Consider the following 20,475-nt stretch of genomic DNA (forward strand, 5'->3'; position numbering starts at 1 on the left):
TGTCGTGGTGTAACTTGTACGGTCTTTCAGCATGCACCCTTCTTTACGCTATATTCAAGGCTATCCTAAGCACATTCTTGATCCTGTTACTCAACTTGTAGAGTCGGGTAAATTGGTGCCTTGGTTTGAAGTTCGCTACCCAAAGAATCATGAAATCAAAAGCGAGAAAGCCCTGTTTGACTATGCGATTGAGATAAAAAATCGCTACATGAAAAAAACACCACCGATCAGCAAAGTGATTTACGACGGCAAGATACACTTAATCAATAATGCGTTAGGTCTGCATTCTTACGTTGCTAAGAATCACGGTGGAAAGATCAAATCAAAGAATGAAATTCGTATCGCCAGTGTTTTTAAAAATGCACCAGAACCTTTGCTAAGAATGCTGGTGGTACACGAACTGGCGCATATCAAAGAGAAAGAGCACGACAAAGCCTTTTACCAACTATGCTGTCACATGGAACCGGAATATCATCAACTTGAGTTGGATGCCCGTTTATTCATGATGTATTTAGATTTAAAGAAGTAGCCCAATGAGCCAATCACAAAATAGAACGACGCTAAGCCTGTCGAAAAACAGTACTTCATCAGCAAAAACAAAAGACAACCAAGCTGATGTTAAGCCAAGTACAGCTAAGCCAAGCAGCGACAAGCGTATTTCTACCAAGAAAACATCTGATAAAAGTCGCAAGAATAGTGCACCTAAAGGCGCGGGCAATAACAAAGCAAAGCGACCTTTTGCAAAAGACAGCAAAGGCAAACCGGGTGCAAATAAAGGATCATCGAATAAGGGTTCTTTCAATAAAACGGCTTTTAACAAGAACGCAGCTCAGAAAAGACGCTCGGCTGAAAAACCTCAAGGTGGATTACACCCAAGAAACCAGCACACTGGTCGTTATAACTTCGAGTTGTTGGTTGCAGCCTTGCCTGAGTTAAAAGAACATCTGATCAAGAACCCAGTGGGCGAAGACACCATTAATTTCTCTGATCCATTAGCTGTTAAGCTACTCAACAAAGCTTTGTTGGCACATCATTATGGCGTTAAACATTGGGATATTCCTGCTGGTTACTTGTGTCCGCCAATTCCTGGTCGTGCAGACTATATTCACAGAGTGGCCGACATCCTTAATAGCGATGGCCAAGGTGAACCCTATAACCACGCGTCTGTGAAAGCATTAGATATTGGTGTTGGTGCAAACTGTATTTACCCAATCATTGGTGCGACAGAGTATAAGTGGCGCTGCACGGGAACTGATGTTGATTCAATCTCCATCAAAACAGCGAACTTCATTGCGGAAAGTAACCCTAATCTAAAAGGTAAGATCCGAGCTCGCCTGCAAGCCGACTCTGAATCTATCTTTAAGGGTGTGATTAAGGATAATGAACGTTATGATGTCACTATTTGTAACCCGCCATTCCACAGCTCTCTTGAAGAGGCGGAAAAGGGCTCACAACGTAAACTGGATAATCTAGCGGCAAACCGTGCTAAGAAAGCCGGTCAGTCGTTCAAGCCAGAAACGAATAAGAAGCCAGTTAAGTTAGATAAATCCACTAAGCACGATAAACCAACCCTAAACTTTGGTGGTCAAAAAGCCGAGCTTTGGTGCCCTGGTGGTGAAGCCGCTTTCATTATGAAGATGGCAAGAGAGAGTCAACTTTTTGCTACTCAAGTCTTGTGGTTTACGACATTGATTTCTAAGAAAGACAACGTCGATATGGTTCGTTCAGAGCTTGGCAAGCTTAGAGCTAAACAAGTGAAAGTCGTCGAGATGTCGCAAGGCCAGAAGGTGAGTCGATTTATCGCATGGACCTTTATGGATGACGAACAAAGACAAGAGTGGATTGCTCTTAAATAGTGGCTGTACTTAGTTAAGATACTAAGCAGAAATACGGACGGGCTTGTTGTTAACGCAACAAGCCCGTTTTTTGTGCTTTGCATACTTGTTAAGCAGAAAGCAACTCATCTAACTTACTCTGATATTTCTGCTCTAGAGCTCTGTTACCTGCTTTGTTTTCGAGATCGACCAAGATTTTAAGCGATGGAATTTGATAGCCATAACGCTGGTGGAATTTAAATAAACGGAGTCGAGCGTCATTGTAATCGGCGTCACTCACTTCAATTTTTGATAACTGTAGTATCGATTTTACGCGGTTTGGATCGTGGTCAATCGCTCTGCTGAAGTAGTACTTCGCTTGGTCTGTATTGCCAGCCTTAAATGCGCAAAACGCGGCATTTTCATAACTTGCAGACACCAAGTAGTAGTAAGGTTGATCGATAGCGCGATTAAAGTATTTATCGGCTTGCTCGTATTCGCCCTGTTTACACAAGAAGGTACCGTAGTTGTTCAATACATTGCCGTTTCTTGAATCGAGACTGAGTGCTTTGCGGTAAGTGGTTCTCGCTTCGTCTACTTCACCCACTTGTTCGTAGTAATGCGCCATTGAAAGTCGAGCACGGTAGTAGCTAGGTGCGTGTTTAATCGCGAGTTCTAGGTTTTCACGCGCTCTCACCATATTGCCTTGTCCCATATAGCCCAAACCTAATTCGATTCGAGATTCAGACATCGCGATAGGGTCACTTTCAATCTTTGGTGGTCCTTCTGTGACAGAGACACAACCGGCCAACGAAAGCGAGGCGAGTAGTACCAGATTTGATAACGAAAGGGGGTGGGATAACGAAATCGGATTTGAGAATGACGGCTTGGCAGGCATGTGAAGCTCCTTATGAACACCAACCCATCATATGAAATCAAACCCGTTGAAGTGGTAAATCTATTATGGAATGCGACCCACACACCATAAAAAACCCGCTTCCAATTCGTCGTTTTATCAACAACATACTGAACACGGCTTTATGTGTTTTTGAATCGGAAGAAAGAACTTAATCGTCTTTGGTAAAGTTGTCTTCGCTGAAGTGATCCAGATCGTAAGGCGTTTGTTGGTAAACGCAGTAGTTTAGCCAGTTTGAGAACAACAAGTGTCCGTGGCTACGCCAGCTTGCAACCGGTTTGTTGTCTGGATTGTTGTTCGGGTAGTAATTGATTGGAATAACAGGCTCCATGCCTTCACCTAAATCACGAATGTATTCATTGTGAAGTGTATGGGAGTCGTATTCAGGGTGGCCCGTTACAAACACGTTTCGCTTATCTTTGGTCGCCGCTAGGTATACGCCCGCAACATCAGAAGTCGCAAGAACATCAAGGTCGGTATGCTCTGCTAAGTACTCTTGAGAGAAGTCCGCATAGCGAGAGTGCGGAGCCAAGAATGTATCGTCGAAGCCACGTAAAATAGGGTGGTAAGGGTTATGAATCTCGTGATTATAAACACCAGACAACTTCTCTTTACGCGTGCGTTTTGGCAAATCATACAGTAATTTCAAACCAGCCTGAGCCGCCCAACACACGTATAGAGTTGAAGTAACGTGCTTGTTTGCCCATTCCATGATGGTTTTCAGATGGTCCCAGTAGATAACATCTTCAAATTGAACCAAGCCAAGCGGCGCACCAGTGATGATCAATCCATCAAAGTTTCTTCCTTTGACCATTTCAAATTGGCGATAGAAGTTATCAAGGTGTTCAGTCGGTGTGTTTTTACTTGGTCGATCATCAATGCGCAGCAGCTCTACATCAACTTGCAATGGGCTGTTCGATAGTAGGCGTAAAAATTGAGTTTCAGTTTCAATCTTCTTCGGCATTAGGTTGAGGATCAAGACTCGAAGTGGACGAATTTCCTGTGTCGATGCTCTTGATAACGGCATAACGAAGATGTTTTCTTGACGAAGAACATCAGATGCTGGCAATTGGTCTGGAATGCGAATAGGCAAAGCTTTCTCCCTAAGCTAGATATGTAGACGTCTATACATCTAAATCTATAGTAGTTTGATACGCTTGTCGATATCCAAAATGGATAGATGTAAATTATTTGTGTTTTCTATCAGAAGCCATCTACCGGCTTCGACGAAGTCTTATAATGTTTAACGACTACCCGAGTAAGGCATAAGTGCTTGGTTCTGTTATGTAGAACTAGGCAGTTATCAGAGCAAGCGGTTAGCATTTACGATAAACTCATGTTTTCGAATTAGCCTGTAAAGTGACAGATGAAGTTAATACTCATTCGAGGGTTGCCCGGTTCTGGCAAGTCAACAAAAGCAAAAACCTACGATGCATTGCATGTCGAAGCGGATATGTATTACGTGAATGAGCAAGGTGACTACCATTTTGATCCTAGGCAGTTACAGCAAGCTCATGAGTGGTGTCAGAACACTGCAGAGAATGGCTTGAAGCAAGGGTTGGATGTTGTTGTTTCGAATACCTTTATTAAGCATTGGGAAATGAAGGCTTACCGTCAACTTGCAAGAAAATACAAAGCTGACTTGATCATCGAAGTATGTCGAGAGCAGTTTGGTAGCATTCACGACATTGAGCCGTCGGTGATTAAACGTATGGCGAAAGACTGGCAAGAATAGCCTCGTTCTTCCTCTGCTTGCATGGCTGTATGGTAAATAGAATTAAATTAATAGAACAACTCCAAGGTAACGATTGAAATGGCAAAGCGCTCTGTTGTGGTCGACATGACTTCTTATGGTATCTATTCCACATGGGATTCCAAATCTAAAGATCTTCCAAAAATCCAAGAGTTCACCACCATCGTTGATGCTGAAATCGACGTAGAATTTGGCTATATCTTGAATATCAAAAAAGCCAAAGGTGAGAAGATCCGTTACTGCATTTATCACCCGAACATCACCACAGACAAAGGTGAAGTGCTCGAACCGTTCGATGGTGAAGAGTATGTCGGCAACAATGATTGGGATTTTTACTTAGGTGACACTATCTGGGCACCTGTCTCGAACAAACTAGGAAAATGGCGTATGACGGTTGAGCTAAAAGGCAACATCATCGCCGACAAGACATTCGACCTAGTAGCAAAAGACGAAGGCCAATTCTGGAAGCGTAGGGGGTTTTAGGTTCGACCTTCTATGTTCACCTAAACAGCAAAAAGCCGAGCATCGTGATGATGTCTCGGCTTTTTTCATTGTGCTAGATAGAAGTGACTACCTAACTAATGGATTCGATTATTGCGTTACATAAGCTACAACAAACTCAGTGATAGCGACCATGTCTTTCACTGCAATGTACTCTTCAGTGGTGTGAACTTTCGCCATACCAGTAGAAAGGTTAACTGTTGTTAGGCCTTTCGCGTTGAAGTTGTTTGCATCACTACCGCCGCCAGTGCGTTTAGTGTTCGCTGTTACGCCAAGCTTCTCAAATGCTGATTTGATCGAAAGAATATGCGGGTGATCGTCTGCAATAACGAATGCATCGTAAGCACGAGTTGATTCGATTTCTACTTCAGCGCCGAATTGCTTCGCGCTTTCTTCGAATGTCGAGATCATGTGTTCAACTTGTGCTGTTAGTTTTTCACCGTTTAGAGAGCGAGCCTCAGCCACGACTTTAAGCTCTGGCATTACGATGTTAGTTGCTTGACCGCCTTCAACAATACCCACGTTTGCTGTTGTTTCTTCATCGATACGAAGCAGGTTCATCTTAGTGATAGCGTCTGCTGCCACTTGAATCGCACTGATGCCTTCTTCTGGTGCTAAACCAGCGTGAGCAGGGCGACCTTTGATCTTCGCAACGATTTTTTGTTGGCCAGGTGCTGCATTTACGATAGTACCGATCGGACCGCCTGTATCTAGCACAATAGCGTGCTCAGATTGGATGTAAGACATATCGAAGTTCAGAGAACCGAATAGACCGCCTTCTTCGAATACGGTGAATGCGATTTCAATCGTTTTGTGTGCTTGGCCTTCAGCTTGGATTACGCGAACCGCCTCCATGATAGCCGCAATACCAGACTTATCGTCACCGCCTAGGATCGTGTTGCCTTTTGAACGGATGATACCGTCTTCGATGATTGGCTCAATGCCGATACCTGGCGTTACTGTGTCCATGTGGCAGCTGAATACTGTGCTACCTGGAAGTGTGCCATCTAAACGTGCGTAGATGTTGAAACCGTTCGATACTTCTTCCGGAACTGCCAGTTTGTGTACGTCAAAGCCTAGTTCGCCTAGCTGCTCAGCCAGCGCTTCAGCGATGGCTTTTTCGTTGCGTGATTCACTATCGATTTTCACAAGATCACAGAAATGGTCGACTAGACGTTGTTCATTAATTTGGGTCATTGTTAATTCTCATTATGCTTCCGCTTGTTCGAAAAGAAGCCGCGGAGGTAGGAACAGGAAAATCACTATAACGCCAATGAGGTAGATGATTGTCTGAGTTAAATCAAGAAAGTCGCCTGATTATTCTAATTAATGAGAAAAACCCAACTCAGATCCACCGATGCGCAGGATTTTAATCTGTATATCTGTCGGGTATAATGTTTGACCGCATTTAAACATACGTCGATGAAATTGGAATGTAATCAATAATGGCACTGATAAATGAATAGAAACAATGTGTTAGGTTCATTCCTTTTAGTGGTGCTGATGAGTGTTGTGCTGGGGCTGTATTTGCTCTACCCAACTTATGATGACGATTTAAAGCATATTCGCCCTGAAAATCCGAGTGTGTATAGTCCCGAGAAAGAGTTATTACTCTCTCAGTATGGATCTACATTGATTGATATTCTCGATGTATCTCGTGGTGACCCTAATTTAGCTTCCCAACAACTTGAGGCTCTCCAAGCCAAGTTTCCAGACCAAGATAAAGCCATCTATCGTGCTTACGAATTGATGATTCTGTCAAACCTCGCGCAACATAAGTTGGATACCGAAGCGGTTTCAGAATACGTCAGACAGATTAAAGCACTCGCACAACACGAACACATGGGTTGGCTAAAGGCCCAATCATTGGTTGAATTGGCGATCGAATACATCAGTAAAGGGGAGCTAGCGGAATCTGAAATCCAAATCAGAGCAGCGATAGATATCGCGGAATCGCTCCACTATGAAGAGTTGTTGATTAAGGCCTATAATACGGCTGGTGTCATCAACAATATCCGCAATGACTTTCCTGAGGCTCAATACTTTTTCCATAAAGGCTTAGATCTGGGCAAGAAGTACCCTCATCACATCTACAACAGCAAGTTAGTGTCTAACATGGCATTACTTTATATCTATTTGGAAGATTGGCCTAAAGCGCTCGAGCTGATTCAAAAAGCCAAAAAACTCTATTACAACAGCGGGCTCCTCGAAGCTTCTACCATCGGTGTGTTACATGTGAATGAGTCTTTTGCCTATCTGCGAAGTGGTGAGTTAGTGAAAGGCCGAGAGGCGTATCAAAGTGCCGCCAAACTCAATGGCGATAACGTCAGCGAGCGATACAAAATCATCTTGTTAAAAGCAGAGAGTGATGTGTTGTTGGCGGAAAAGAACTTTGAGTCAGCACGGCAAGTCGCAAACCTGTGCCTTAGATATCCGGGAGTGGACAAATACACACTTCAACTGGGTCAGTGTTATTTAAACAGAGCCTTAGCTAACATTGGTTTGAATCGAGACAATTTTGTCTTTGCTGATCTTAAGCGGTCGCATGCAATGTTCGATATTGTTGGCTCTCGCAGCTGGAAAGTCCTCGGTTTAAGAACACTCGCAGAATATTATGACTCGAGAGGCGACAGCGAGAACGCGCTTCGCTACTTTAAGCTCTACTACAAGGGTAACAAGGCACTGTTGTTTGACAAGCGACAGAGCGATATTTTCTTGCTCGAACAAGATTTTGCAACGGCATCTTTAGCTAAAGAGAATGAACTGCTAAATGCAGAGAAGGAGCTTGGTGAGCTGACATTAGATAAGCAGCAGCTACGGAATCGAATTGTTGTCGCCTTGGGTATCATGGTGATGATAAGTGCCACATTACTTTTGATAAGGTTGCGCTCGATCCAGAAGACCAACAAAGAGTTACTCAAGCAATCTACAAGATGCGAACTGACAAGCTTATATAACCGACGTTACTTGGAACAACTTCTAACACAACCAATGTCATTTAATAGTTCACAGTTTGGAATCAGTCTGGTTATTCTAGATCTTGACCATTTTAAACGCGTTAATGACACTTTTGGCCATGATATTGGTGATGAGGTTTTAGTGGAAGTAGCAAGGCGAGTAAAACAACATTTATCCCCGAATGACGTCGTGGCTCGCTGGGGTGGTGAAGAATTTGTAATGCTGTTGTCTGGTTCCATTGAGCCAGAGCAACAGTTGAACGTTATCCGTTTAGCTATTTCTGAAACGCCAATTGATACACACTCCGGCTTTTTAAACCTCACCACATCGATAGGGGCGTCGATTGGTATTACTCAAGAGCAACTCAACCATGATACTTGCAAGAAGTACCTCAAAGCCGCGGATGATGCATTATATCAAGCGAAGGAGTCGGGTAGGAACCAAGTTATCATCGTTGAAAATTAATCGCTCATCAGGAAACAAAAAACCATTCTGATCTTCGAGAGATAAGAATGGCTTCTGGGATACTCTGAAAACGCTAATATCAAAGTTTGAGTTAAAGGTGTGGTTTACTTAGCGGTATATCGAGTTTATCTATATGAGTTATTTAGCGACGCCTTGCAGCATTTCAACCAGTTCGCCCTCTGTAGAAGGTTCTCTTGCTAGTTCAATAACAGCGGAAGCGCCACCTTTTAACATGTAAGCTCGAGTTCCGCAGTGGTCATAGTGGAACCACTTACCGTCTACACATACATCGGTATAACATCTTGGGTCTTGTTTGAGTTCCATATCAATTTCCTTATTAATATTTGCCTAACGTTTTTCAGACTAGTTGATCACAAGTTAAGGTAAATTGATCTAAATCAATCTAGAGTGTAATTGATGGTTTGGATATCAAATAGGAGAGATGTGTCTAGCGTGGGAGCGAGCTCTCGGTGATTGCAGCGCTCAAAGGTCGTGATTCTGGTTGGTAACTCTCGCTCTTTTGCTTGCCAGGTGATGCTTTTCTACATACGCTAGCCACTCTCTTAATCCCTATACAGACTTGATTGTGTTGGAAAATGACTAATATCTTTATCGTTGTAATTGTTCTGGTTGTATTCTTTTACTTTATTCAAAAGTATGTGGTGAAACATGATGACACCAAAGACCATGCTTATCAGAAGAAAGGGGCGTTGATGTCGGCGCAACAGGCGACATTCTATAATGCGCTTAAATCCGCTGTGGGTAACCATGGGGAAGTGTTTGCCAAAGTCAGCATGTCGAACGTACTTGTTCCTGCGAAGACGAACAACAAGAAGAATTGGTTTATCGCCAACAACAAGATCTCTCGTAGTTACTTTGATTTTGTCGTCTGCGACCCACGAACGTTAGAACCCCGTGTGATCATCGAACTCGATAACGGTAAAGAGCTCAATAAAGGGAAGGTCGACCGCGAAAAGCTACTGATTCACGTCTGTAAATCGGCAGGTTTACCTTTGATTGGTGCTTCGATTAAACACAGCTACCAAGTAAGCCGTTTGAAGAGGTTACTGGCAGCGCACATTGATTTAATCGAACCATCCAAAGAAGTTCGATTTTGTAAGAAATGTGGTAGCCCGATGATCATCAAACTGGCAAGCCAAGGCGATTACAAAGGCCGACGCTTCTTTACATGTAGCCGTCAACCTAATTGTACTTACACCGAGAACTACAATGTTGTGTTCGATGTGGATGAGGAATAACGTAAAGCAACACTCAATACTTAGTGTGATGTAACTCAACTTTATTTACGTTTCACGTCTAAAAATTCAACGTATTGGTGCGAATAAGAGCAAACGGTTGATTCAAGTGTAATTTCTACTTGCGCCGCAATAAATCAGTCGTTAATATCTTCCTCGTTCTAAAGGAATGCGTCCGTAGCTCAGTTGGTTAGAGTACCGCCTTGACATGGCGGGGGTCGGTGATTCGAGTTCACTCGGACGCACCATTCCTTACTTGTTTTTATTGCATAACTATTGAGTTTGTCACAATGGTAGTAATAAGAAATTAGAACACCGCCCGCTTAGCTCAGTTGGTTAGAGTACTTGCATGACATGCAAGGTGTCACTGGTTCGAGTCCAGTAGCGGGCACCACATTATACGAAAGAGCCCACCTAGTGTGGGCTTTTTTGTGCCTGTAATTCCTTGTTTTATCAGGCTCTTAGCCATTTTTTGGTCCCAAGAGGTCCCGTGATGTGTTGTAAAATCCACCGTTTAAAGTAATCTCTGAAGTAGTCTTTTAAGATCTAAGCAATTTTGAGGTTACTTCAGGGGGTTACGATGGCGAAAAAAGTACAGCCTTTAACGGCAACTCAAATCAAACAAGCAAAGCCTAAAGAGAAAGAATATAATTTAGGTGATGGTGATGGATTATCATTGAAGATTAAGCCTATAGGAACAAAACTATGGCGTTTCTCTTATTATCATCCCATTTCACGAAAGCGCTTGAACCTAGCCTTAGGTAAATACCCTGACGTCTCATTAGCCAAAGCAAGAACCAAAGCGATTGAGGCAAGAGAACTACTCGCTGATGGTATTGACCCGAAAGAGCACCGTGATACGACACTCAGAGAAAAACAGTTAGAATTGTCGAATACGTTACAGTCGGTATTTGATGACTGGATTGAAGTGAAGAAAACAAGCGTCAAAGAGCAAACGGCTAAGAAATTAAAGCAACGCATTGAGAAGTACCTCTTACCTGACTTAGGTAAGTTTCCACTTGGCGATATTACAGCGCCTCAAGCGATCAAAACGATTAAACCCATTGCGAACCAAGGTAAATTAGAAACAGTGGGGCGTTTGTGTCGTAACCTCAATGAGATAATGACCTTTGCAGTAAACACGGGTGTGATTGAGCACAACAAGCTCGCAGGCATTGGTAAAGCCTTTGAAACTGCCAAGGTAACCAACCAAGCTTCTTTAGCCCCAGATAAACTTCCAGAGCTCCTCAAAACAATCAACTACGCATCCATTAAACCTATTACTCGCTGCTTGCTAGAATGGCAACTTCATACCATGACAAGACCAGCTGAAACGGCTGGGGCACGCTGGGATGAGATTGATAGAGATAAGATGCTTTGGATCATTCCTGCTGAGCGAATGAAAAAGGGAAGAGTGCATACTGTTCCTTTAACAAAACAAACTTTAGACCTATTAGAGACGATTGATTTCATCACGGGTGATAGTGAATACCTTTTCCCTGCTGACAAAAGTAACAAAAATCACATCAACAAAGAGACAGCAAATAAAGCATTGGTACGAATGGGCATGAAGGGTAGGCAAACTTCCCACGGTTTGCGCGCATTAGCCAGTACCACCTTAAATGAGCAAAACTTCGATCCAGATATTATAGAAGCCGCACTTTCTCATGTGGATAGAGATAAGGTAAGAAGCGCATACAACCGCACAGACTACCTTGAACGTCGTAAAGTTCTAATGGCGTGGTGGAGTGATCACATTGAAGAAGCGGCTTCGGGGAGCTTGTCGATGAGTGGTAAGAAGAGTCTTAAGGTTGTGAGTTAGGTTGATTAGCTCTAAGCATAACTGAGTGTCAATACCATTAATATTTTAAAAATTTCCCATGATGTTATCTCGTGCATGAGAAGAACGTTGACATCGACATCATTTTCCAGTTTTTATTGAGTCCGATACTCTGCTATTTATGCTATTAATAGCATGAATAGCCCTCTTTATCGGTAGCTTGCAAGGATGATGGTTTGAGATTTATCAACAAGGTTTTTTATAAGTTGAGTGACATTGATACGAAAGTGTCAATGAAGGATAAGCTGAAAACGTGTCTTGAGCTCGATATACCGCTGTTAGTTGATGTACCCAATGGTTACAGCGTATGGGGCATTGATAAGCAACTGGATGAACTGACAAGGCAAGATGTTGTTTTAAGTGAAAGCGATTATTCAAAAAAAATCATGCTCATGCATCATCTTTTGGAAGGAGAATATCTCTCTCGTGTTAATCCACCCAAAATTAACACTCTTTTTTTAGGAGCATCTACATTAGTTGCTGGTGTTGAATATCTACAAGTAACAGAAAGTGATACGAAAAAGCTTTTAGCTTCTGAAAATATCACGACTGATACATTCAAAGGTGTGGTTACTTTCGATGACAAAGAGCAACACTTTGCCTTAAATGAGTCAATACCTGTTTCTCCTTATGATTTTAAGCTTGGGAGTAATACCGATAATGGTCATCCCATAATGCAGAAAATTAAAAATGGGATGAGTAATTCGCGTTTTGTACTTTGTGATAAAGCGACACGCAGTAACAGTGATTTTAACTTTCCAATAGGAAGTGAACTCAATTTATCAGTGAGCTTGTTAGAAGTCGTTATTAGAGAGAGTGATGTTTCAAAGCTAGTGTTCAACGACAAAGATTACCAACAGAGCGCATATTACCTGGAACCGGAGTACCATGCATCTACTGCATTACGGGAGCTATCGAATTGTGGGTATGCTCTGTATGTTAAAAACGCATCCGTTGTCTCCGGTGGCTGTTCAGGCTACCTATTTCGCAATTTTAAGAGCTTTAAAAAAAAGGGAGAGCGTGAAGCGGGAGCTTTTCTGATTAAAGACAAAACAGGTGAAAACTTCAATCTTGTCAAAGAAGTTTATAGCCACCACTGGCTATCAGATACTAAGCTGAGCAAGAAAAATGTACAAGAAATAGCCAGGAATGTTTTAGATGAACTACATGAAGTTCTTGATACAAATGACACATATATTCATGCAATAGAATTAATTATCAGGCCAGATAAGTACAAAAAATTAAAATAGTAAAAGAGTCGTAGCCCTTTTGTATAAAGGGCTGGGGTGGGTTTTTATGCCGAAAAATCAACTCCACTCCTTTTTGTAACTTTGTCCTTTAATGTTTAATGGCACCTTAAATCAACTAAGGAGCTTTAAATGTTATCTACTCACTCAGAACTTCGTTCAAACCAAATTCTTCGACTTAAGGATGTCATGTTAATGACGGGCCTTTCTCGGTCGACTATCTATGACAAACAAAACCCTTCATCAAAACGTTTTGACCCTTCATTTCCTCAGAAAATCAAACTAGGCGCAAGAGCGGTAGGTTGGTTGATGGGAGATATGCAAACTTGGTTAAATTTGATGAGAAATAACTCTATCGCAGGGTGTGATTAGAGAGGTGGTTATCAAAATTTAATCATTTTATGTCGTTATCGATAGGAGTGCACATGTTATATCAATTTCCAATTTCGTCGGAGGCCTTTCCCATTGTCTCACCGTCATCACTAATCACTAAAGCCTATATGGAGGCTAAATTCATCACGCAAGCGCCTGATTCGATGATCTATATGACCGCTATTAGTTCCGTTTCACTCGCATTACAAGGCGTTATTGATGTAGAAATACCCACGGGAAAAGTAAGCCCTGTCTCACTAATGGGGTTAACGATTGCAGAATCAGGAGAGCGTAAATCATCAGTAGAGAATTTATTCACAAAAGGAATCAAATCGTTTCAAAAAGAAAATATTGAATGTTACCAAACACAATTAGATAGATACCAGATTCAACTTGAGTTACATGAAAAAAAAGTCGCTCGTATAAAAAAGTTAGTCAATTTGGATGATGAACTTGAATGTGAGTCAATGGCAAACCAGTTACTCGAACTCGAAGAAAAAAAACCAATTAAACCAAAACTCAATTTGCTCACATATGAAGATAGTACTATTGAAGCATTGCTGAGTGGTCTCAGTGAGAATGTGCCAAATGCTTTTCTTGGGTCTAGTGAAGGGGGAGTGTTACTTAACAGCCGAGCGATGGCGAAAACAGCTAGCCTAAATGCAATGTGGAGTGGTGATGATATTACTGTTAATAGGAAAGTGGCAGGTTCATACACAGTGGAAAGCGCTCGGTTAACCGTCCATATAATGACGCAATCAAGTGCGCTAGATCGCTATATTAAAAAATCAAAGGATAGTGTGCGTGGTAACGGATTCTTGGCTCGTCTTCTTGTTTGTGCGCCATCATCCAATATTGGCTTTAGGCAGTCCTCAGGGATAAATTACTCACGAGATGGTATACAGGAATTTAACGGTAAGCTATATCATTGGTTATCGGAATCCCTAGATATGTCTAATTACACCAATAGAAAAATTGTTAGATTCTCCAATGAAGCTAAAAAAATATGGCAGGATGTTTACAACGATATTGAAGTAAAGATGGGACCTAACGGTATCTTTCAGCAAGTTGCAGATCATGCTTCAAAGTTACCAGAAAATATCGCTAGGTTAGCGGCTTTAATTCATTGCTTTGATGGTGACTTAAATGATGAAATTTCTGCGAAAACACTTATAGAGTCAATTAATTTGATGAGCTATTTTTCTGGTCAGTTTGTGAAAGTGTTTTCTGCCCCTCCGAAGTGTGCAGTAGATGCCCAGAATTTAATACAATGGTTTCTAACGCTTTCAAATTCAGGCATTAGATATATTAAGCGAAATGATATTTTTCAATTTGGGCCATATGGGACAAGAAACAAAAAAAACCTAGAGCAAGCATTAGAGTACCTAAAACCCAATTATATATTAAGTGAAATTATGATCAAACCAAAGACAAGGGTCGTCGATCTCTGTCCTCTTTGTCCACGTAATGATGCGAAAATCATGATTGATTTGGGATTGAATATTTCTATTTGATTTACATTAAATCGATTAGCCATAGAGGTAACAATTTATAGATAATAAGTTAGATTCACAATAAATATAGATAGGGTAGTTTGTGCATAAGTCCAGAGTAATAAGTAAGAATGAACTAGGGGGGTAAACATCAAAATAATAAAGTGGTATCTATCTATCCCCTAGTTTAGCTGTTAGTTGAGTTTGATATTTTGTCGGTTATAGTAATATATATAGATCTTGTAATTATTAATAGTTGTTTATTTCTTCATTCCTTAAGAAGGAAGTGAATGTTGTTGATTGTTAAAAATAAAGGTATTTTTAATGAAGTTAATTGAATCTAATTTTTTTAATGGATATCGTGTTATACGTAAATATGGTCCATTAATACATAGAATATTAATGGCGAATGAACTAATGATAGTTAAATCTTTGTCTGACCATAACCGTCTTCTTGTTATGCGTTTTGAGCTGAAGTTTCCTACAGGTTATTCAGGACCTACTGATATAATATCGAAGTTTTTTGATTCTCTGCGTTTTAAGATTCAATATGATTTAAAAAGGAAAAGTAAAAACAGGAATCGTAGTATTAATTGCTGTATCAACTACGTATGGGTGAAAGAGTTGAGTGGTAACGAAGGTTGGCATTACCATGTTGCTCTAGTTTTGAACTACAATGTGTACAGAGCGTTTGGCAAGGTTGATAGCCGTAGGAATAATACCTTTAATCGAATTTCAGAGGCTTGGGCGAGTGCAATAAAATGTTCAGTGAATGATGTGAAGGGGTTGGTGCATATTCCCAATAAGAATTCAACATATCAATTAAATAAGAGTTCTCCCTCATTTCATGAAACATTTAATGATGTAATGTTCAGGCTAAGTTATTTTGCGAAGCTTAAAACAAAGCCTTATGGTGGTAATACTAGGGTGCGTTTTTACGGGACGAGTAAGAGTTAATTTTCTGTAGAGTATTTATGGTATATATATGAGTCAGTGCAAAAAAAGAGGTGTCAAATAACCTCTTTGGAAAGTCAATCTATAAATTTTGGATTGCTTTATTGCTTCTCTGTTTCATTTTTGTTGTTATCCATGCTTGAATTTCATGATCTATCCAAGCGACAGAGCGAGCGCCTAGTGATATGGGAGGCGGAAATTGTCCTTCGTTGAGATACTTGTAAAGTGATGAGCGTGATATACCTGTAACCTGAATCACCTCTTTCAATCGCAATAGGCGACTGGAAGTTGGTAACTCTTTAATATTATTCATTTCGTTGTTCATAATACTAACTCCCTAAAGTCATTATCAATATCGTCTTGTGTCACACCGATATATCGCAGAGTCACGCCTTCTGAGCTATGGCGAAGCATCCGCATTACTCGTGCAATATCTTTGGTGCTTTTGTATAAGTGATAGCCTCTGGTCTTTCGCATCGAATGAGTCCCCAACGGAAAACTAATCTCTTCACCAATCGATGAAAACGCTTGGCTAACAGCCCGACGGCTCAATGGGCTGGCAGCTTTGTTTATCGCTTGTTGGTTTCGGTAAGATTGGAATAAGTAGATGTGGTGTGGATTTTCCTTTTTAATGCGGTGGATGATTTCTAAGCTTCTTGGATTTAGTGCTATCTGCGCTACTTTGCCCGTTTTAGATTCACGGATGGTTAAACGGTCTTCTTCGATGTCGCTGAACTTAATCGCCAACAAATCAGAAATCCGTAAAGCGAGATTGATACCTACATTCCAGATGTCTGACATTTGCTTACTATGCCGTATTTCTAATAAGTGGCCGATGAGCTGGATTGTGTCACGGTTTTTCACCGCTTGAACTTCTGCCATAACGCAGCTTCCTTTTTTCGATGAAAATGATGATTAGAGGAACTTCAAAGCAGTCCACAAACGAAAAGCCTTGTTCCATAAGGGTTGGCAAGTTCCCAAATTGCTAAAATGGGAACTTGGATTCTTTTCAGATCTTGGTGACTTTGATTTGGTCAAACACACCATCAGATAAATACTCCAAAAAGTTACCTTCCCACGTTCGATAGAAAGATTTCACTTCTCGATGTGCTAAAGCGCAAGGTGCTAAAAACATCTGCCTGAATATGTTGCTCTCAATATTGAAATCAAGCTCGATGGCTAGCTCTGGATAGACACCTCCAGAATAGGCAAAGTCGGTGATGTAACAGAGTCGCCACTTATCACCCTCATTGCGGATCATGATTTCTACTGGATGATATCCACCAGCTTCAGCGTTATAGCTCGTGTCACGAAAGTTAATGGTTAAGGTATCTGAATAGTAATCCAGACTCGCTTCCTGAACCTGCTTAGTGATTGCGTTATGAAAGCGAGTAGAGATAGGCAGCACACAAGGGTGAAACTGCATTGTTTGAATTTTGGTTGCGGCTGGCATGGTATGCCTCCTTGGTTAGTGGTTATGCAATCGATGATTTAGTAGGAGTGTCGACATTGACGAGTGTTGCTTGGATACCGTCAAAGGAGCCTTGTTGAATTTGTTTGAGGAAAGACCGTTCATAGCTTTGATATAGACTGGTTACTTGTGGCTGGTGGAGATCGCAACGTTCAATGTCTGGTTGATAGAACCATCCACGCAGAAAATTGAAGTAGAGTTCAACCTCCAGCTTTTCGGTTTGCTCATCTGGGTAAGCAAAGCTAGTCACAAAGACGATGCTCCAATGAGTGTTGTCTGATTGGTTTGTCGATCTATTGAGTTGGATCTCTACAGGATGAAAACCACTACGATCTTGGTAGTAGCTCGACACTCGAAAGTTAAGGGCGATACGTGTAGCAAAGGCAGGGATATCTAATCGGTCAGTAAGGGCATTGAGGTATTCCACCAGCAGTCGATGCGGTGTGGTTTGGCTCATAACAAACCTCGCTCAGCAAAGGACACGCATTGCTCACCGACCACAACGTGATCTAATACTCGAATATCAATTAGTGCTAATGCATCAGAAAGACGTTGAGTAATTCTACGGTCAGCTTGTGATGGCTCAGGCAAGCCAGATGGATGATTATGACCAAAGATAACCGCTGCCGAGTTCAGCATTAATCCTTCCTTGACGACTTCCCTTGGATAGACGCTAGCGGCATCAATGGTGCCAAAGAACATCTCCTTGTATTCAATCAGTTGGTTTTGATTATCAAGAAACATCACGGCAAACACTTCTCTGTCGTAATGCGCAAGTTTCATCTGTAGGTATTGCTTAGTGTTTTCTGGGCTGGTGAATGAGCCAGCCCGAGAATACTTGGCCGCGAGCAGAGTCGCTGCGGTCTCTAGGATTTGACGAAGCTCTGTAGGCTCGTTTGGCGTGTAATGATTTGAATGCATGTACTTTCCTTCTTGTGCGTTAAAGGTATGTGCATCCAAGTAATATGTGGTTAAAAAATAATGGAATCCTTCCCCATAGAAGCAGCCCAACAACGCTGGGCCGCTGTATGTTATGGTCGCTGTTTATCTTGTCGTTTAGCCCAGTTGTAACCACTCACAACGCCATAGATGAACAATTCGATTAGCGTCTTAGTTGGTTGGTGGGGATTCACCATTCGCCTCCTTGTTGATGTGGTACAAGCCAGCGCCAACGATAAAGCCAGCAATGAAAACAAATGGCATAAGTGCCTCCTGATTAGTTTGATTTAAGAAAAGTGCATAAATGGAAGCCTGCGATTCACTGGCTCCAGAAAGGTAATGTGTGGCTAAAAAAAGTTGGAGTGTGGTGATTTACGCAGTGGAGTAATTAAATGCACATTCTCGTTATCTCATGAGTTGAACTAACCGGAATTCATCATGAGATTAATCAAACTAAAAGAAGTCATGTCCTTAACCAGTCTTGCACGATCTACCATCTACAAGTACATGAGTGAAGGCCAATTTCCCAAAGCAGTGTCATTAGGTTGTCGTTCAGTGGCATGGGTAGAAGAAGAGGTGACAGATTGGGTATTGGAGCGTATTGGTGAGCGTGATAGCGTTGATTGACAGATAATGGATGGAAGCTATTACAGCTTCCTTCTATGCCGTAAAGAAGGTCAGAATATCTTTTGTTCACTTATTAGAAGGTTAATTATGTGTGGATACTTGATTAAAAGTAAAGCTCTATTGCATATAAAAACCCTCTTAAATACAATGATATTGATAAGAATGAGGATGTTATGAATCGAAAAAGTAAAACTAGGCTGTTTTCTTCTGTAGCTATCTTTATTAGTGGTTACATGCCTTTGTTTCTCATCATGATCATCAAGGATGTCAAGAGCATAGCTTGGTTTGAACATGAACTAGAAACGCCATTTCTTATATTTAATTACATAAAAGTGCCTTGCTCAATAGAATTTGGGAACATTGAGGTCGTCATTTCACTTTTCTTATTGTCCACAGCAAGTTTAGTTTTTCTTGCTTACATATTACGTAATATCACCAAGATGCCATTCGATATAGAGGTGATTGCGGCTAAAAGCAGGTCTAGTGAAGTAGTCAATTATACAATTCCATACATGATTTCCTTTGTTGCTTTTGACCTCAGTAAGTGGCAAGACATTACATCACTATTCTTATTTTTGGCTGTTTTGTGTTTGCTATCTGTACGGAGTCAGAGTGTGTTTATCAATCCGATTTTGGCCGCTCTTGGTTATGGCTTGTATGACTGTAAGTACAGTGAAGCCGGGAATGAAAAAGAATGTGTAATGCTATCTAAGCATGACTTATTGTCAGGCAATAGGGAAAGTTACGTGAAGCTCAACAACTATATGGGTATAGTTTCTAATAAAGGTGGTTAGATGCAAGATAAGTTGCAAGTATTAAATGATATTCAAGGCATTGATTTTGATGCTCTTAATGTTCGATTGTGGGTTGTTAAAAAAAGCACAAATGCGGGTCAGCACTCTTACAGGGCTCTTAGCGTATCCATTGATGGCTTGGATACAGATTTAGTCGCAACTTTACGTAAGTTCTTTTTGGGGGTGGAAAACCATGTAGAACCAATACGAGAACTATCAACTTACTCTGCACTTACTGTGGATACAGATGAAGATAGAGCTTTAGTTCACTCTGTTCAAGCTACTGACTTTGCATGCGTAATTGAAAAAATACGTTTAGGTGCAGATAATGACCCGGTAACAAACATCAACGAGTTCCACAATGCATGGGCATTAGTGGTGGAATTTGGTCTCGGTGAGCATAAGTTTTTTGCGTTTTCTAAGGTAAAGGGGGGCTGGAACCTTAGGAGAGCATCCACTGTTTCAAGTTGGATATTCGCAGATGGTGATTTTAAGAAAGTAGAAGTAGGAAATACGTTCTCATTTAGAGATTATTTCGACTTTGTCTCATATGGTGATGATGTTTTTATCCGAGATAAAGCAAACTATGAACTGGGCTTGAACATCCGTGAAGGCTTAGAGGCCAAACGAGATTTGTTAGTGGATGCCCTTGCAGATAATGGGATTATTACCTCAGTTGATGATTTAAAAGTTGCAATAGGCACAAATAAAACACTACTTCGCCGTTTAGTTTCTGCTGAAGAAACTCGTTACTTTGAAGACCAACAGTTTATCGAAGATATGAAAACAATTATTGCGGAACATCAGTGGAGCATAGATGTTGATGATGATGGTAAGTTTGTCGTAGATGAAAACAATATCGATTTATTTCTAAAACTAATCAATGACAAACGCTTTATTTCTCTGATCAAAAAACAAATGGTTGACGCTGATCGGGTTGAAATTGTAGTAACAGAATAATATTTATTCGTGATCACTTTTTTTGTAAGATTTCGGAGTGGGTTTATCATTAGGTCAGCTTGAAATTAAGAAAAGGGAGCAACAGCTCCCTTCTATGCCGCCAGCTTAAACGTTA

Annotated in this window: 23 protein-coding genes and 2 tRNA genes; 16 read left to right on the forward strand and 9 right to left on the reverse strand. The window is 41.1% G+C overall.

Annotation, left to right across the window (positions count from 1 at the left end):
* Nucleotides 1-31 precede the first annotated feature (31 nt).
* Both OCV19_RS07235 and rlmF read left to right on the forward strand, forming a co-directional pair.
* Entirely contained in the window at nt 32-529 is a 498-nt protein-coding gene (locus OCV19_RS07235) for a YgjP-like metallopeptidase domain-containing protein (protein WP_065675576.1), read from the forward strand.
* A gap of 4 nt (nt 530-533) precedes the next feature.
* Nucleotides 534-1,856 (forward strand): 23S rRNA (adenine(1618)-N(6))-methyltransferase RlmF, encoded by a 1,323-nt coding sequence (gene rlmF, locus OCV19_RS07240; RefSeq protein ID WP_065675575.1) that lies wholly within the window; start codon nt 534-536, stop codon nt 1,854-1,856.
* Between the two features lie 88 nt (nt 1,857-1,944).
* Here the strand turns inward: rlmF and pilW are convergent, their stop codons facing one another.
* Both pilW and metA read right to left on the reverse strand, forming a co-directional pair.
* The gene (gene pilW, locus OCV19_RS07245) at nt 1,945-2,712 is read right to left on the reverse strand and encodes a type IV pilus biogenesis/stability protein PilW (protein ID WP_065675574.1); all 768 of its coding nucleotides are present in this window, start codon (nt 2,710-2,712) and stop codon (nt 1,945-1,947) included.
* Nucleotides 2,713-2,881: 169 nt separating this feature from the next.
* Entirely contained in the window at nt 2,882-3,823 is a 942-nt protein-coding gene (gene metA / locus OCV19_RS07250; protein WP_065675573.1) for a homoserine O-acetyltransferase MetA, read from the reverse strand.
* A gap of 273 nt (nt 3,824-4,096) precedes the next feature.
* Between metA and OCV19_RS07255 the strand changes: the two genes are divergently transcribed.
* Together OCV19_RS07255 and OCV19_RS07260 are read left to right on the forward strand one after the other, a co-directional pair.
* A complete protein-coding gene (locus OCV19_RS07255) occupies nt 4,097-4,465 on the forward strand; it encodes an ATP-binding protein (RefSeq protein WP_065675572.1) in 369 nt (122 codons plus the stop codon).
* 78 nt (nt 4,466-4,543) lie between these two features.
* Entirely contained in the window at nt 4,544-4,966 is a 423-nt protein-coding gene (locus OCV19_RS07260) for a DUF3859 domain-containing protein (protein WP_048611912.1), read from the forward strand.
* A gap of 108 nt (nt 4,967-5,074) precedes the next feature.
* On the opposite strand, the gene OCV19_RS07265 is transcribed toward OCV19_RS07260, so the two are convergent.
* Nucleotides 5,075-6,181: a M20/M25/M40 family metallo-hydrolase gene (locus tag OCV19_RS07265; protein WP_019824125.1), complete on the reverse strand. Its 1,107-nt coding sequence runs from the start codon at nt 6,179-6,181 to the stop codon at nt 5,075-5,077.
* Nucleotides 6,182-6,442: 261 nt separating this feature from the next.
* On the opposite strand from OCV19_RS07265, the gene OCV19_RS07270 reads away from it, so the two are divergent.
* Nucleotides 6,443-8,407: a tetratricopeptide repeat-containing diguanylate cyclase gene (locus OCV19_RS07270; protein WP_065675571.1), complete on the forward strand. Its 1,965-nt coding sequence runs from the start codon at nt 6,443-6,445 to the stop codon at nt 8,405-8,407.
* A 138-nt stretch (nt 8,408-8,545) separates the two neighbouring features.
* Here the strand turns inward: OCV19_RS07270 and OCV19_RS07275 are convergent, their stop codons facing one another.
* Nucleotides 8,546-8,731, reverse strand: coding sequence for a hypothetical protein (locus OCV19_RS07275; protein ID WP_048658547.1), 186 nt, complete (start codon nt 8,729-8,731; stop codon nt 8,546-8,548).
* A gap of 272 nt (nt 8,732-9,003) precedes the next feature.
* Here OCV19_RS07275 and OCV19_RS07280 point away from each other — a divergent pair, with 272 nt between their 5' ends.
* From OCV19_RS07280 to OCV19_RS07315, 8 genes are all read left to right on the forward strand, one after another.
* Entirely contained in the window at nt 9,004-9,666 is a 663-nt protein-coding gene (locus tag OCV19_RS07280; RefSeq protein WP_048658548.1) for a DUF2726 domain-containing protein, read from the forward strand.
* Between the two features lie 168 nt (nt 9,667-9,834).
* Nucleotides 9,835-9,911 (forward strand) — tRNA-Val (locus OCV19_RS07285).
* 69 nt (nt 9,912-9,980) lie between these two features.
* Nucleotides 9,981-10,057: transfer RNA gene (locus OCV19_RS07290), tRNA-Val, on the forward strand.
* Between the two features lie 186 nt (nt 10,058-10,243).
* A complete protein-coding gene (locus tag OCV19_RS07295) occupies nt 10,244-11,485 on the forward strand; it encodes an integrase domain-containing protein (protein ID WP_065675570.1) in 1,242 nt (413 codons plus the stop codon).
* Between the two features lie 194 nt (nt 11,486-11,679).
* Entirely contained in the window at nt 11,680-12,753 is a 1,074-nt protein-coding gene (locus OCV19_RS07300) for a hypothetical protein (protein ID WP_065675569.1), read from the forward strand.
* 129 nt (nt 12,754-12,882) lie between these two features.
* Nucleotides 12,883-13,122, forward strand: a complete 240-nt coding sequence (locus OCV19_RS07305) for an AlpA family phage regulatory protein (RefSeq protein ID WP_065675568.1) — start codon at nt 12,883-12,885, stop codon at nt 13,120-13,122.
* A 53-nt stretch (nt 13,123-13,175) separates the two neighbouring features.
* A complete protein-coding gene (locus OCV19_RS07310) occupies nt 13,176-14,636 on the forward strand; it encodes a YfjI family protein (protein WP_065675567.1) in 1,461 nt (486 codons plus the stop codon).
* A gap of 303 nt (nt 14,637-14,939) precedes the next feature.
* Complete coding sequence (locus tag OCV19_RS07315) at nt 14,940-15,572, forward strand: inovirus Gp2 family protein (RefSeq protein WP_240508229.1); 633 nt, start codon at nt 14,940-14,942, stop codon at nt 15,570-15,572.
* Nucleotides 15,573-15,651: 79 nt separating this feature from the next.
* Here OCV19_RS07315 and OCV19_RS07320 read toward each other — a convergent pair whose 3' ends face one another.
* The 5 genes from OCV19_RS07320 to radC all read right to left on the reverse strand — a co-directional run bounded on the left by OCV19_RS07320 (nt 15,652) and on the right by radC (nt 17,961).
* Nucleotides 15,652-15,894, reverse strand: coding sequence for an AlpA family transcriptional regulator (locus OCV19_RS07320; protein WP_065675566.1), 243 nt, complete (start codon nt 15,892-15,894; stop codon nt 15,652-15,654).
* Nucleotides 15,891-16,451: a tyrosine-type recombinase/integrase gene (locus tag OCV19_RS07325; protein WP_065675565.1), complete on the reverse strand. Its 561-nt coding sequence runs from the start codon at nt 16,449-16,451 to the stop codon at nt 15,891-15,893. The genes OCV19_RS07320 and OCV19_RS07325 overlap by 4 nt, the downstream gene beginning before the upstream one ends.
* Before the next feature lie 127 nt (nt 16,452-16,578).
* A complete protein-coding gene (locus OCV19_RS07330) occupies nt 16,579-17,022 on the reverse strand; it encodes a DUF2787 family protein (protein ID WP_065675564.1) in 444 nt (147 codons plus the stop codon).
* A gap of 22 nt (nt 17,023-17,044) precedes the next feature.
* Nucleotides 17,045-17,497: a DUF2787 domain-containing protein gene (locus OCV19_RS07335; RefSeq protein WP_065675563.1), complete on the reverse strand. Its 453-nt coding sequence runs from the start codon at nt 17,495-17,497 to the stop codon at nt 17,045-17,047.
* Nucleotides 17,494-17,961 carry a RadC family protein gene (gene radC / locus OCV19_RS07340; RefSeq protein WP_065675562.1) on the reverse strand — a complete coding sequence of 156 codons (468 nt, stop codon included), beginning with the start codon at nt 17,959-17,961 and terminating at the stop codon, nt 17,494-17,496. The genes OCV19_RS07335 and radC overlap by 4 nt, the downstream gene beginning before the upstream one ends.
* 456 nt (nt 17,962-18,417) lie before the next feature.
* Between radC and OCV19_RS07345 the strand changes: the two genes are divergently transcribed.
* The 3 genes from OCV19_RS07345 (at nt 18,418) to OCV19_RS07355 (ending at nt 20,360) form a co-directional block, all read left to right on the forward strand.
* Nucleotides 18,418-18,606, forward strand: coding sequence for an AlpA family transcriptional regulator (locus OCV19_RS07345; protein WP_065675561.1), 189 nt, complete (start codon nt 18,418-18,420; stop codon nt 18,604-18,606).
* A 173-nt stretch (nt 18,607-18,779) separates the two neighbouring features.
* On the forward strand, nt 18,780-19,400 hold the full coding sequence (locus OCV19_RS07350) for a hypothetical protein (protein WP_083994265.1): 621 nt from the start codon (nt 18,780-18,782) through the stop codon (nt 19,398-19,400).
* Entirely contained in the window at nt 19,401-20,360 is a 960-nt protein-coding gene (locus OCV19_RS07355; protein WP_065675560.1) for a Kiwa anti-phage protein KwaB-like domain-containing protein, read from the forward strand.
* The last annotated feature ends 115 nt before the right edge of the window (nt 20,361-20,475 follow it).

It is taken from the genome of Vibrio celticus (assembly GCF_024347335.1).
Taxonomy (GTDB): Bacteria; Pseudomonadota; Gammaproteobacteria; order Enterobacterales; family Vibrionaceae; genus Vibrio; species Vibrio celticus.

Coding starts and splice junctions, on each gene's coding strand:
- radC (WP_065675562.1), bottom strand. CDS start 17,961: ATGCATTCAAATCATTACACGCCAAACGAGCCTACAGAGCTTCGTCAA.
- OCV19_RS07315 (WP_240508229.1), top strand. CDS start 14,940: ATGAAGTTAATTGAATCTAATTTTTTTAATGGATATCGTGTTATACGT.
- OCV19_RS07265 (WP_019824125.1), bottom strand. CDS start 6,181: ATGACCCAAATTAATGAACAACGTCTAGTCGACCATTTCTGTGATCTT.
- OCV19_RS07260 (WP_048611912.1), top strand. CDS start 4,544: ATGGCAAAGCGCTCTGTTGTGGTCGACATGACTTCTTATGGTATCTAT.
- OCV19_RS07310 (WP_065675567.1), top strand. CDS start 13,176: ATGTTATATCAATTTCCAATTTCGTCGGAGGCCTTTCCCATTGTCTCA.
- OCV19_RS07280 (WP_048658548.1), top strand. CDS start 9,004: ATGACTAATATCTTTATCGTTGTAATTGTTCTGGTTGTATTCTTTTAC.
- OCV19_RS07275 (WP_048658547.1), bottom strand. CDS start 8,731: ATGGAACTCAAACAAGACCCAAGATGTTATACCGATGTATGTGTAGAC.
- OCV19_RS07345 (WP_065675561.1), top strand. CDS start 18,418: ATGAGATTAATCAAACTAAAAGAAGTCATGTCCTTAACCAGTCTTGCA.
- OCV19_RS07295 (WP_065675570.1), top strand. CDS start 10,244: ATGGCGAAAAAAGTACAGCCTTTAACGGCAACTCAAATCAAACAAGCA.
- OCV19_RS07270 (WP_065675571.1), top strand. CDS start 6,443: ATGAATAGAAACAATGTGTTAGGTTCATTCCTTTTAGTGGTGCTGATG.
- OCV19_RS07255 (WP_065675572.1), top strand. CDS start 4,097: ATGAAGTTAATACTCATTCGAGGGTTGCCCGGTTCTGGCAAGTCAACA.
- pilW (WP_065675574.1), bottom strand. CDS start 2,712: ATGCCTGCCAAGCCGTCATTCTCAAATCCGATTTCGTTATCCCACCCC.
- OCV19_RS07320 (WP_065675566.1), bottom strand. CDS start 15,894: ATGAACAACGAAATGAATAATATTAAAGAGTTACCAACTTCCAGTCGC.
- OCV19_RS07335 (WP_065675563.1), bottom strand. CDS start 17,497: ATGAGCCAAACCACACCGCATCGACTGCTGGTGGAATACCTCAATGCC.
- OCV19_RS07325 (WP_065675565.1), bottom strand. CDS start 16,451: ATGGCAGAAGTTCAAGCGGTGAAAAACCGTGACACAATCCAGCTCATC.
- OCV19_RS07235 (WP_065675576.1), top strand. CDS start 32: ATGCACCCTTCTTTACGCTATATTCAAGGCTATCCTAAGCACATTCTT.
- OCV19_RS07350 (WP_083994265.1), top strand. CDS start 18,780: ATGAATCGAAAAAGTAAAACTAGGCTGTTTTCTTCTGTAGCTATCTTT.
- OCV19_RS07305 (WP_065675568.1), top strand. CDS start 12,883: ATGTTATCTACTCACTCAGAACTTCGTTCAAACCAAATTCTTCGACTT.
- OCV19_RS07355 (WP_065675560.1), top strand. CDS start 19,401: ATGCAAGATAAGTTGCAAGTATTAAATGATATTCAAGGCATTGATTTT.
- rlmF (WP_065675575.1), top strand. CDS start 534: ATGAGCCAATCACAAAATAGAACGACGCTAAGCCTGTCGAAAAACAGT.
- OCV19_RS07330 (WP_065675564.1), bottom strand. CDS start 17,022: ATGCCAGCCGCAACCAAAATTCAAACAATGCAGTTTCACCCTTGTGTG.